9 protein-coding genes are annotated in these 12,345 nt (G+C 69.3%); 5 read left to right on the top strand and 4 right to left on the bottom strand.

Annotated elements, in window-relative coordinates; all coding sequences use genetic code 11:
• Window positions 1–44: 44 nt before the first annotated feature.
• The 3 genes from qcrB to ACYVGI_RS18360 all read left to right on the top strand — a co-directional run bounded on the left by qcrB (window position 45) and on the right by ACYVGI_RS18360 (window position 3,348).
• Window positions 45–1,547 (top strand): cytochrome bc1 complex cytochrome b subunit, encoded by a 1,503-nt coding sequence (gene qcrB / locus ACYVGI_RS18370; protein ID WP_460634022.1) that lies wholly within the window; start codon window positions 45–47, stop codon window positions 1,545–1,547.
• Between the two features lie 19 nt (window positions 1,548–1,566).
• The gene (locus ACYVGI_RS18365; RefSeq protein WP_460634021.1) at window positions 1,567–2,592 is read left to right on the top strand and encodes an alpha/beta fold hydrolase; all 1,026 of its coding nucleotides are present in this window, start codon (window positions 1,567–1,569) and stop codon (window positions 2,590–2,592) included.
• 96 nt (window positions 2,593–2,688) lie between these two features.
• Window positions 2,689–3,348, top strand: coding sequence for a class I SAM-dependent methyltransferase (locus ACYVGI_RS18360; protein WP_460634020.1), 660 nt, complete (start codon window positions 2,689–2,691; stop codon window positions 3,346–3,348).
• Between the two features lie 9 nt (window positions 3,349–3,357).
• Here the strand turns inward: ACYVGI_RS18360 and ACYVGI_RS18355 are convergent, their stop codons facing one another.
• The 4 genes from ACYVGI_RS18355 to ACYVGI_RS18340 form a co-directional block, all read right to left on the bottom strand.
• Window positions 3,358–4,950 (bottom strand): SulP family inorganic anion transporter, encoded by a 1,593-nt coding sequence (locus ACYVGI_RS18355; RefSeq protein WP_460634019.1) that lies wholly within the window; start codon window positions 4,948–4,950, stop codon window positions 3,358–3,360.
• 9 nt (window positions 4,951–4,959) lie between these two features.
• On the bottom strand, window positions 4,960–5,631 hold the full coding sequence (locus ACYVGI_RS18350; protein WP_460634018.1) for a GAP family protein: 672 nt from the start codon (window positions 5,629–5,631) through the stop codon (window positions 4,960–4,962).
• 15 nt (window positions 5,632–5,646) lie between these two features.
• Window positions 5,647–7,320 (bottom strand): SulP family inorganic anion transporter, encoded by a 1,674-nt coding sequence (locus ACYVGI_RS18345; RefSeq protein WP_460634017.1) that lies wholly within the window; start codon window positions 7,318–7,320, stop codon window positions 5,647–5,649.
• A 72-nt stretch (window positions 7,321–7,392) separates the two neighbouring features.
• On the bottom strand, window positions 7,393–8,781 hold the full coding sequence (locus ACYVGI_RS18340; protein ID WP_460634016.1) for an APC family permease: 1,389 nt from the start codon (window positions 8,779–8,781) through the stop codon (window positions 7,393–7,395).
• A gap of 250 nt (window positions 8,782–9,031) precedes the next feature.
• Between ACYVGI_RS18340 and ACYVGI_RS18335 the strand changes: the two genes are divergently transcribed.
• Together ACYVGI_RS18335 and ACYVGI_RS18330 are read left to right on the top strand one after the other, a co-directional pair.
• Window positions 9,032–11,377 (top strand): arylsulfatase, encoded by a 2,346-nt coding sequence (locus tag ACYVGI_RS18335; protein ID WP_460634015.1) that lies wholly within the window; start codon window positions 9,032–9,034, stop codon window positions 11,375–11,377.
• A 20-nt stretch (window positions 11,378–11,397) separates the two neighbouring features.
• Entirely contained in the window at window positions 11,398–12,345 is a 948-nt protein-coding gene (locus tag ACYVGI_RS18330) for a formylglycine-generating enzyme family protein (protein ID WP_460634014.1), read from the top strand.

Below are 12,345 nucleotides of genomic sequence, written 5' to 3'. Positions count from 1 at the left end.
TCTTACGAGTGAGACTGGAGGTCGTCGTGCGAAGGATTCCCGGAGTGGGTGGCGGTTCCGCCGCCAGGACGAAAGAGTCGCTGACCGACCGTGCAGCGACGGCCATTGCGACCAGGAGCGCGCTCGGCCGTCGGCTCACGGCGCTCGCCGCGGAGCTCAGGCAGCGGCACATCACGCTGCACTGGACGAACCTGTTCGGCGTCGTGTCGCTCGCCTGCGTGGTCGTGGTGTTCGTCAGCGGGGTCTTCCTGATGTTCTTCTACGCGCCATCGAGCACGCAGGTGGTCTACGCGGGCGCATACGCGCCGCTCGACGGGGCGACGATGTCGAAGGCCATGCGGTCGACCATGGACATCTCGTTCGAGGTGCCTGGCGGACTGCTGATGCGTCAGGTGCACCACTGGGCGGCGCTGCTGCTGCCGGCGTCGCTCATCCTGCAACTGCTGACCACGTTCTTCACCGGCGCATTCCGGCGGCCGCGGCGGCTGAGCTGGGTGCTGCTGTTCCTCCTCCTCATCGTGTCGCTGGTCGGCGGGTGGAGCGGGTACGCCCTGCCGGACGACATGCTCTCCGGCACGGGGCTGCGCATCGTGGAGGGCATCGTGCTCGGTATCCCCGTGATCGGGACGTGGGTTTCCGCGCTGCTGTTCGGCGGCGAGTTCCCCGGGCAGATCATCGAGCACCTGTATCCCGTCCACGTGCTGATCGTGCCGGCGGCCATCGTCGCGCTGCTGGTGTGGCGCATCCGGATCGGTTACCTGCAGCGCCCGGCGCAGTTCGCGGCGCCCGGCGCGACCGAGCGGAAGGTGGCGGGGGTGCCCGTGCTGCCGAACGCCGCCGTCCGAGCCGGCGGGCTGTTCGCGATCGTCGCCGCCCTGCTGTTCCTGATCGCGGCGACCGTGACCGTGAGCCCGATCTGGCTCTACGGTCCGTCGTCGGCCGGCGATGCGTCTGCGGGCAGCCAGCCGGACTGGTACACCGGTTTCCTCGACGGGGCGCTCCGCCTCGTTCCTTCCGGCTGGGAGTTCGTCTGGCTCGGCCGCACCTGGACGTTGGCCATCCTGGTGCCGCTCGCCGTCATCGGCGGGTATCTCGTCGCGGTGCTGCTCTACCCGTTCGTGGAGGAACGGATCACGGGTGACAGGAGGGAGCACCACATCCTGGATCGCCCGCGCAACACCCGGACGCGCACCGGCATCGGGGTCGCCGGGATCGTGTTCTACGGCGTGCTGTGGGGTGCGGCGAGCGCGGATCTGATCGCGATCCAGTTCCACGTGGGCGTCGAAACGGTCGTCCTCGCCTTCCAGCTCGCCGTGGTGCTCGCACCGCTCGCCGCGTTCGCGGTCACCCGCAGGGTCTGCCTCGCCCTGCAGAAGAAGGACGCCGGACTCCTGCTGCACGGCGTCGAGACCGGCCGTATCGTGAAGCTGCCGGGCGGGGAATATGTCGAGATCCATCGGCAGCTCGACGAGTTCGAGCGCTGGAAGCTGGTGAACACGAGCGCCGGCGAACCGCCGCGAGAGCACGCGCGAGCGAGGGAAAAGTGACGAGGACCACAATGGTGCCATGCAGCAACGCATTGGAAGGCTGACCACGAGCGACGGCGCCACCGTGGCGTTCGCGTCGGTGGGCTCCGGGCGGCCGCTGCTGTACGTCTCCGGCTGGCTCAGCCAGCTCGAGCTGAGCTGGGAGCTGCAGGAGGAACGGGCCTTCTACGAAGCGCTCGCCGAGGGGTGCAGGCTTGTCCGCTACGACCGGGTGGGATGCGGGCTGTCCGCCCCCGCAGACCGTCCGCCGTCGCTGGAACGCGAGCTGGAGCAGGTGACGGCTCTCGCCGCGACCCTCGGACAGGAGCCGTTCGACCTGATGGGCGTCTCCCTGGGCGCGCCGGTCGCGGCGGCGTGGGCGGCCGCGCATCCGGAGTCCGTGCGCAGGCTGGTGCTCTACGGGGGCTGGGTGTCCGGTTCGGCCATCGCGACGCCGGAGGTGCGCGACGGCGTGCTCGGGCTGGTCGAGTCGCACTGGGGGCTCGGCTCCGACGTGCTCACCGATATCTTCGCGCCGGACGCGCCCGCCACCACCCGGGCGGCGTTCGGCCGGTATCAGCGCGCGTCGTCGGACGCCGTGACCGCCCGCTCGCTCCTCGAGCTCAGCTACGGGCTCGACGTCTCCGACGTGCTCGCCGGGGTGCGCGCCCCCACGCTGGTCGTGCACAGGGAGCACGACAGGGCGGCGCCCGTCGCGCAGGCGGCGGCGCTCGCGGACGGGATCGCCGGAGCACAGCTCGTGGTCCTGCCTGGGCGATCGCACCTGCCGTGGGCGGGGGACGCGCACGCAATCGTGACGTCGGTCCGGCGCTTCCTCGGGCTGCGTGCATCCCGGACGGGCGCCGGCCGGTTGACCGCCAGACAGACCGAGGTCGCCGCCCTCATCAGCGCAGGATGCACGAACCGCGAGATCGGCGAGCGACTCGGCATCGGCGAACGGTCGGCGGAGGGCCACGTGGAGCGCATCCGGCTGCGGCTCGGCTTCCGGTCGAGGGCGCAGATCGCGGCGTGGTACGCCGCCGCGCACGACCGCGCGGCGGACTGAGCGGCGCGCGAACATCGTGCGAACGTCGTGCTCGGGCACACGAACTGGGGTACTTCCACGCCTGACCGCCGCCTCCGCGCCGCGCACGCTGGAGGCATGACGGAAACGAACACCACGACGCCCACCCCGTTCGAGCAGCACGCCGGTCGCGGCCGCTTCAACGCAGCCTTCTTCCAGGTCATGGGGCCGTACCTGGAGCGCAGCCTCCGCGACCGCAAGCTGCGCGTCTTCTCCGACCTGCCCGCCGAGGTGGTCGAGCTCGGCTCGGGAGTCGGCGCGAACCTCCCGTACCTTCCGGAGGGCGCCACTCTGGTCGCGGTCGAGCCGAACCGCGCCATGCACGGCAGGCTGCGGGAGGCGGCGCGTCGCCGGGGCGTGCGCCTCGACCTGCGCGAGCGCACCGCCGAGTCGACGGGCTTCCCTGACGGCAGCGTCGACACCGTGATCTCGTCGCTCGTCCTGTGCTCCGTGCACGATCCGGATGCGGCGCTCGCCGAGGTGCGGCGAATCCTGCGGCCGGGCGGCACGTTCCGGTTCGTCGAGCATGTCGCAGCCGAGGACGGCACCCCGACGAGAGCGGCACAGCGGCTGTTCCGGCGCCCGTGGGGCTGGACGTTCGAGGGATGCTCGTGCGAGCGCGATCTGGAGCGGTCGGTCCGTGCGGCCGGGTTCGCGACCGTGGAGGTGGACCGGTACCGGCTGCACACGCCGTTCCTGCCGTTCAACACGCAGATCGCGGGCACGGCGACCGCCTGACCTCGCCGCTCAGTCGGCGCGGCCGGCCTCGCGGAGCGTCCGGAACCAGTCCGTGCGCTCCAGCACCGTGAGCACTGCGGGGGCGAAGCCGGTCAGTGTGAGTGCGATGCCGCGACCGGCCAGCTCGCGGTCGAGGTCGCGGAGGCCGTCGATGACGGTCGCCGAGATATCCCGCAGGACGGAGCAGTCGAGCGTCACACGGCGCGTGCCGGGGGCCGCATCCACTGCCTGCAGGATCGCCTGCTCCGTGCCCAGCGTGCTCCCCGTGTATAGCGGGGCGAGCAGCGTGACGTCGAGCTGCTCCTCCGTCGGCGACACCACCCGGATGCGCGGCTTGTTCAGCGCGGACAGCAGCAGGATGAGAGTCAGCACCACCCCGACCACCACGGCTTGCAGCAGCCCGGCGACGAGCCCCACGGCCATCGTCACGATGGCGACGGCGAAGTCGCGGCGGCTGATCCGCCACAGCAGGGCGAGGCTGCGCACGTCGATCAGGCCGAACACGGCCACGAACACCAGGGAGGCGAGGGTCGCCTGGGGGAGGAGGCTGACCACGGGGCCGAGCCACAGCCCGACCAGGAGGGCGAGCGCCGCCGTCACCAGACCGCTGATCTGGGAGCGCGCTCCCGCGGCCCGGTTGACCGCGCTCTGCGAGAAGCCGCCGGCGGCGGGCAGCGTCTGGAAGAAGCCGCCGACCAGGTTGGCCGCCGCGTCGGCCAGGAGTTCCTGGTTGTTGTCGATCGCCCTGTCGCCCGCGTCGCGGATGCCCCTGGCGACGGCCGTTGTCTCGAGGAACGCCATCACGGCGATGGCGAACGCTCCCGGGATGAGGGCGAGGATGTGCTGGAACGACGGAAACGCCGGGAGCGGGATGCCCTGCGTGACGGGCGCGATGCGGTCGACGCCCGCCTCCGGCAGCCCGGCGAACGCGCTGAGCAGGATCCCCGCCACCACGACGATCAGCGGGCCGGGCACGCGCGGGGCGAAGCGCTTGACGATGAACAGGGTCGCGACGGAGCCGGTGGACAGGAGCACGGTGGCGAGGTTGGCCTGCGGCACCGCCTCGACGACGGCGATGAACGAGCGGATGAACCCGCTGCCGGTCGTCGTCTCCGAGACGCCGAGCAGCTTCGGAAGCTGGCCGAGCGCGACCGTCGCCCCGACGCCCACCTGGATGCCGAGCAGGGTCGGCTTGTTGATGATCTCCACAAGCGATCCGAGTCGCAGCAGCCTCGCCACCGCGAGGATCGCGCCGACGAGCAGGGTCAGCGTGACCAGGTCGCGCGGGATGTCGTCCGAACCGGAGACCACCCCGGCCGAGACGAGGGTGGTCGCGGTGAGCGTGGCGATCGTGGAGGTGGTGGAGACGCTCATGGCGCGGGACCCGCCGAGCAGCGCATACACGATCATCGGCACGATGCAGGTGTAGAGGCCCGCCTGCACGGGGAGGTTCGCGATGGTCGCGTACGCCATCGCCTGCGGCACGACGACGGCCCCCGCGGAGATCCCGGCGAGCACGTCGCGGCCGATCCACGACCTCTGGTAGCCGGAGAGCGTCGGCAGCAGCCAGAGCCGCGATCTCCTTGTCGGGGTGGCGGTCATCCGGCGCGCCTAGAAGCTTCCGATGCCCTTGCCGACCACCGCGACGCCGATGACGAGCAGCAGGACGGCCATGACAGTCGCGTTGTTGTGCACCAGCCAGCCGCGCAGAGCGTCGAGCGGGCCGCGCATCCGGTCGGAGGCGACGAGGTAGGCGATCACCGGGGCGGCCACGGAGACGGCCGCGATCACCGTGAAGATCGCGACGGCCAGGATCGTCAGGCCGACCGACAGTGCGGCGGAGCCGATGGTGACGCCGGCGCTGACGGCCAGCAGGAGGTTCTTCGGGTTGACCGCCGCCAGAATGAAGCCGAGGGCGAACCCCCGGCCGGTGTTCATCGAGTCGATGGCGCTCATCCACTTCGGCAGCGCGGGCTCCTCGCCGTGCTTCGGCCGCGACCGCCACTGCCGGATCGCGAGCAGGAGCAGCAGCACGCCGAGCACGAGCTGGATGGTTCCGACGATGGGCTGCGACGCGTCCGGGTCCTTCTCCGGCAGGACCGCCGAGAGCAGGACGAACAGGGTCACGGCCACCAGGATGCCGACGACCCAGCCGAGCAGGAAGCCGACGCCCGTGCTCTTCGCGCGCGGCGAGAGCAGCATCAGGATGGCCGCGATGATCGGGATGGGGCTGATCGCGATGCCGATCGCCAGCGGGAGGATCGCTCCGATTACCTGGGGCATGGCCGTCTCCTTCTGTCAGGCGTCTGCACGACGGGCGCCTCCCTGCTCTCGCGGAGGCGGAAGCTGGGCGAGCGCATCCCGGTTGGTGTCGTAGACGGTGACGCCGTCGAGCAGACCGAGGTGCCGCATCCGGTCGCCGAGGCCGGGCCGGAGCCTGGTCAGCCCGAGATCGAGATGTCGTGCGGTCAGCCACTCGTGCAGGCCGGTGAATGCCTCCGCGCCCGTCACATCCACGTCCGTCACGGCCTCCATGTCGAGGACGACATGCTCGACGCCGTCGACGGAGAGCACCGCGCGTCGCACAGCCTTGCCGAACGTCTCAGCGTTGGCGAAGAACAGGGGCGCCGCCAGCCGGACCACGACGATGCCGGGCGCGGTCGCCGTTCCAGGCTCCGCGGCGTCGAGGAGGGAGCTCTGCTGGTCGCCGTCGGCGGCGAGCGTGTCGATGGCAGGGGCCGCCGCTCGGCGGGTCACGTTGATCACCGCGAGCACGAACGCGACCACGATTCCCGCGATGGACCCGACGAACAGCGTCACCAGGAAGCAGACGGCGCCGATGGTGAACTCGAACCTGTCCTGCCGCCACAGTTTCGTGAAGTCCGCGATCCCGAGCAGCGGAACGACGGCGACCGCGACGATCGCGCCGATGGCCGGAGACGGGATGTGCTCCAGCAGTGCCGTGCCGAAGATCAGCAGGGCGAGCGTGCCGATCGCGGTGACGATGGTCGGAAGCTGCGTGCGCGACCCTGCCTGGTCCATTGCGGCCGTGCGGGAGGTGGAGGAGCCGACGGCGAAGCCGCCTGCCACGCCGGCGGCGAGGTTGGCGGCACCGAACGCGAACAGCTCCCTGTCCGGCTTCGTCGGGTATCCGCGCTTCTCGCCGTACGACCGTGAGACCAGCAGGCCCTCGCCCATCGTCACGACGGTCAGGGCGATGGCGGACGGGATGAGGGCCAGCCACATCGACCAGTCGATCACCGGCCAGGTCAGCTTCGGCGGCCCGGCGTCGACGGGACCGAGCACGGAGACGCCCGCCTTTTCCGCGCCGCTGAGCACGACGACGACGGTCGCGACGACCAGGACCACCAGCGCCCACGGGACCGCACGCGCCAGCACCCGCCCGGCCAGCAGGATGACCAGTGCGCCGAGCGAGATGAGCAGCGACCACGGGTTGAGGTGGCCGAGCCCGGTGAACAGGCCGACCAGTTTGTCCACGAACTCGCCGCCGGAGTCGATCTTCACCCCGAGCATCTTCGCCACCTGCGACACCAGGATGTCGAGTGCGAGACCGCCGACGAACCCCACGAGGATCGGCTTCGACAGGAAGTCGGCGAGGAAGCCGAGCTTGAAGAACGAGCACAGCAGGAACATGACGCCGCAGATGAGGGCCTGCGCGAGCGCGAGCGTGATGTAGTCGGCGCTCCCGGCGACGGCGAGCCCGCCGATGGAGGATGCGACCAGGGCGGCGGCAGCGGCATCCGGAGACGCGACGAGCTGACGGGATGACACGAGGAGCGCCCACACGATGCCGGGGAGCACCAGCGCGTACAGCCCGGCCGTCGCCGGCAGCCCCGCGATCTGCGCGTATCCGATGTTCAGGGGGACCGCGATGGCCAGCAGCGTGACGCCGGAGACGATCTCGCGCACCGCGTTGCGTCCGGTGAGCCCGGCGAGCGGTCGTGTTGCCATGTCGATCCCCTCCAATACACCACGCAACACGGCGAGTGTGCTCGAAGGCTAACCATCCCCGGCGATGCGCGTCTAGGGGTGCGGTGCGCCCTCGCGGGTGATGATGGCCGCTTCGCCGTCCTCCTCCAGCTTCACGCCGAGGCGCCTCCGGAAGGCGCGGGTGACGACGAGCAGCGTGATGATCCCGACCGTCAGCCAGATCAGGCCGTACGTCAGCGCATCCACGTGGAGATTGGCCCAGAGCACGCCGGTGAGCACCATCCCGATCGCCGGGAGCACGATGTTGCGCAGGATCTGCCTGGCGCCGTGCCGCTCGCCGCGCCGGATCGCGAAGTGGATGATCACGGTCGCGTTCACGACCGTGAACGCGATCAGCGCGCCGAAGTTGATCATCGACGACACGAACTCCAGCGTGAACGCCGCCGCGAGCAGCGACACCGCGCCGACCAGCAACACGGCGGTCGCCGGGGTGCGGAAGCGGGGGTGGATGTACGACAGACCCCGCGAGAGTCGTCCGTTGCCGTTCCTCGCCATCACGTAGATCATGCGCGACACGCTCGCGTGCGACGCCAGGCTGGAGGCGACCGCTGCGGCGACCGCGGCCGAGATGAACAGGATCTGGAAGAGCAGGCCGCCGGTCTTGAGCGCGATCTCGGGGAGCGTGTCGTCGGTGAAGTGGAAGCCGGCGAGGGTGGGGAAGCGCGACTGCGCGAACCAGGCGGCGGTGAAGAAGATCGCGCCGCCGATCATCAGCGCCAGCACGATCGCCCTCGGAACCGTTCTGGCGTCCTTGGCCTCCTCGGTGTACATGGTGATGGCGTCGAAGCCGATGAACGAGAAGCAGACGACCGTGGCGCCGCCGATCACCGCGGCCAGGTGCACGCCGGAGTGGAACAGCGGCGTCAGGCTGAACGCGGTCCCGTTTCCGGCGCCCGAGTTCAGCGCGGTCCAGGTGAGCGCCACGAACACCCCGATCAGGACGATCTGGAAGACCACGAGGATGCCGTTGACGCGCGAAGTGGACGACATGCTGAACAGGTTCATCGCCGTGATGGCGGCGACATAGCCGACCACCCAGATCCAGCCGGGCACCTGTGGGAAGAACGACTCCAGGTAGAGACGAACGATGAGGGCGTTCACGAGCGGAAGCAGCAGGTAGTCGAGCAGCGACGACCAGCCCACCAGGAAGCCGACGTTCGGGTGGATGGTCTCCGACGCGTAGGTGTACGCGGACCCCGCCGAGGGGAATACCCTGGTCATCCGGCCGTAGCTCACGGCGGTGAAGACCATTGCGACGAGCGCGAACAGGTAGGCGGAGGGGACGACGCCGTTCGTCTCGCCGGTCACGATGCCGAAGGTGTCGAACACGGTCATCGGAGTCATGTAGCCGAGGCCGAGACCGACGATCGCCCACAGGCCGAGCGATCGTCGCAACGCGGTGGGTGCTGAAGTGGATGACACGCGAGCTCCTTTGCTGCAGGCAAGACGTGTCATCGTAAGCCCATCCGCGACGAAATCCGAATCGGTGACGGAGGATTACGGAGCAGTTCGGGTGCTTCTGCAGTGGAAACCGCATCCGTTTGCCGGATATCGACTCGGATTCAGTGGTGCGGGGAGTCGCTGTTCACACCCCTATACGCGGACGAACACGCGGCGCTAGATTCGACCTGAATCCGGCTGAATCGTGGGGTACGAAGACAGGGGTACGGCTGTGGCAAGAGAATTCCAAGGCAAGATCGAACTCGATGTGCGCGACTCGGAGGCGGACTGGGAGGCGTTCCTCCCGCCGAAGGCCAGAGAGGGGTCTCCGAACGTGCTGCTGGTGCTCTACGACGACACCGGGCAGGCGGCGTGGTCGCCGTACGGAGGGCGCATCCAGATGCCGACGATGGACAGGCTCGCCGCGGGCGGCCTGACATACTCCCAGTGGCACACGACGGCCCTGTGCTCTCCGACGCGTTCCACTCTGCTCACCGGGCGCAACCACCACGCGAACGGCTTCGCGACCATCTCAGAGTCGAGCACCGGATTCCCCGGCTACAACTCGCACATCCCGCCGTCGAACGCGACGATGGCGAACGTGCTCAGGGATGCGGGTTGGGCCACCTTCTGGGTCGGCAAGAACCACAACGTGCCGATCGACGAGTGGACGGCGGGCGCATCCAAGAAGAACTGGCCGTTGGCGCAGGGCTTCGACCGCTTCTACGGCTTCATCGGTGGAGAGACCAACAACTGGTTCCCGTCCCTCGCCGAGGACAACCACTACATCGACCAGCCCTACCTTCCCGAGCAGGGCTACCACCTGTCGAAGGACCTCGCCGACCAGGCGCTCCGGATGCTGCGCGACGTGAAGCAGACCGAGCCGGACAAGCCCTGGTACCTGTGGTTCTGCCCTGGCGCGAACCACGCACCGCACCACGCTCCGCAGGAGTACATCGACAAGTACAAGGGCGTGTTCGACGACGGCTACGAGGCCTACCGCGAGTGGGTGCTGCCCCGGATGATCGAGCGCGGCCTGCTGCCGGAGGGCACCGAGCTGACGGAGATCAACCCGATGCCGCCCGGAACGTACACCCAGACCGACGAGGTGCGGCCGTGGGCGGAGCTCGACGCCGAGGAGAAGGCGATGTTCTCCCGGATGGCGGAGGTGTACGCGGGGTTCTCCGAGTACACGGACGCGCAGGTGGGCCGCATCGTCGACTACCTGGAGGAGAGCGGCCAGCTCGAGAACACGCTCATCATCTACTGCGCGGACAACGGCGCATCCGGTGAGGGCAGCCCGAACGGGTCGGTCAACGAGGGCAAGATCTTCGGCGGCTACCCGGACGACGAGCAGCAGAACCTGACGATGGTGGACGAGCTCGGCTCGCCGAACACCTACAACCACTATCCGACCGGGTGGGCGACCGCGTTCTCGACCCCGTACCGGATGTTCAAGCGCTACACGTACCAGGGCGGTGTCTGCGATCCCCTGGTCATCCACTGGCCTGCCGGGATCACGGCGAAGGGGGAGGTGCGCAACCAGTACCACCACTCGACCGACATCGTCGCGACCATCCTGGACGTCTGCGGCGTCGAGATGCCGGACACGTACGCCGGGGTCGAGCAGCGCCCGCTGGACGGCGTGCCGATGACGTACACATTCAACGCCGAGGTCGACGGGCCGACGACGAAGGAGACGCAGTACTACGAGATGCTCGGCAGCCGCGGCATCTGGCACAAGGGATGGAAGGCTGTCGCCGAGCACGGCCCGACCAGTGGGATGAGCGGTTTCGCGAACGACACCTGGCAGCTCTTCCACACCGACGTCGACCGGTCGGAGGCGCACGATCTCGCTGCAGAGGACCCGGCCAGGCTGGAGGAGCTGAAGGCGCTGTGGCTGGAGGAGGCGAAGCGCAACTTCGTCCTTCCGCTGAACGACCTCCAGATCATCGGCAACGCCAAGGACTTCGAGACGTTCGTCGGCATGGAGTTCAAGGTGCCTGTGCCGCCGAGTGGGCAGTACACGTACTACCCCGACACGTCGGAGGTGCCGGAGCGCTCCGCGGCGAACACGCACGGCGTCTCGTACAAGGTGCTCGCCGAGGTCGACCTCACGCCGGACAGCCAGGGCGTCATCTTCGCCCACGGCTCCCGGTTCGGCGGCCACGCCATGTTCATCAAGGACGGCCGGGTGAACTACGTCTACAACTTCCTCGGCATCCCGCCGGAGGATGTGATCTCGGCGCCGGTCCCCGGGCCGGGCAAGCACATCATCGGCGTGGAGTTCACGAAGCAGAGGATGGGCGAACATCGCGAGGGCATCGGCCCGCTGGCGCTGTACATCGACGACCAGAAGGTGGGCGAACAGGAGATCCGCACGGTGCTCGGTCACTTCTCGCTCTGCGGAGAGGGCCTGTGCATCGGCTACGACAGCGGGGATGCGGTGTCGAGCCAGTACACCGGCTCCCGGTTCGAGTTCGAGGGCGGTACCATCACGAAAGTCGTCTTCGACATCGCGGACGACGCATACATCGACGTCGAGTCGCACTACGCGGCTGCGATGGCACGCGACTGAACAGGACGGAGCCCATCCGGATGCCCGAACCGACGGTGAGCGCGCATCCGACGACGATGGTGCCGATCCCCGCCGGCTCGTTCCGGATGGGCTCCGCCGAGTTCTACCCGGACGAGCAGCCGGTGCACTTGCGCACGGTGGACGCGTTCCTCCTCGACGCGCACCCGGTGACGAACGAGCAGTTCGCCGCGTTCGTCGCGGACACCGGTTACGTCACGGTGGCCGAGCGCCCGCTCGACCCCGCCGATTTCCCCGGAGCCGACCCCGCCGACCTCGTGCCGGGCGGGATGGTGTTCACGCCGACCTCAGGCCCGGTGGACCTGCGGGACTGGCGGCAGTGGTGGCGCTGGGGCGCAGGGGCGTACTGGCGCTTCCCGTTCGGCCCGGGGGAGTTCGACGCCGTCGTCTCCCGCCCCGCGCATCCCGTGGTTCAGGTGAGCTTTGAGGACGCGTCCGCATACGCGGCCTGGGCAGGCCGCCGCCTGCCGACCGAGGCCGAGTTCGAGTACGCCGCCCGCGGCGGCCTCGACGGGGCGCGCTTCTCCTGGGGAGACGACGAACGGCCTGGCGGCGCGCTGATGGTCAACCGCTGGCAGGGCAGCTTCCCGTACAGCAACACGGGAGCATCCGGTTTTGTGGGAACCTCCCCGGTGATGACGTTCCCCGCCAACGGCTACGGCCTCTTCGACACGACAGGCAACGTCTGGGAGTGGACCACCGACTACTACACGCCCCGTCACCTTCCGCCCGATTCGGCCGCGGCAGCAGTGGATGCGGGCGCCCGCCCGAGCCTCCTCGCCCCGGGCAGCGCAGAACCGGGCTCCGGCATCCCGCGCCGGGTGCTGAAAGGCGGCTCCCACCTGTGCTCGCCCGACTACTGCCTCCGCTACCGCCCCGCGGCGCGCTCCCCGGAGTCGGAGGACTCGGCGACGACGCACATCGGGTTCCGGTGTGCGTCGGACGGTTAG

The organism is Leifsonia lichenia (assembly GCF_054780215.1).
The sequence above is the reverse complement of the archived record's forward strand: the minus strand, read 5'-3'. Positions and strand labels throughout refer to the sequence as shown.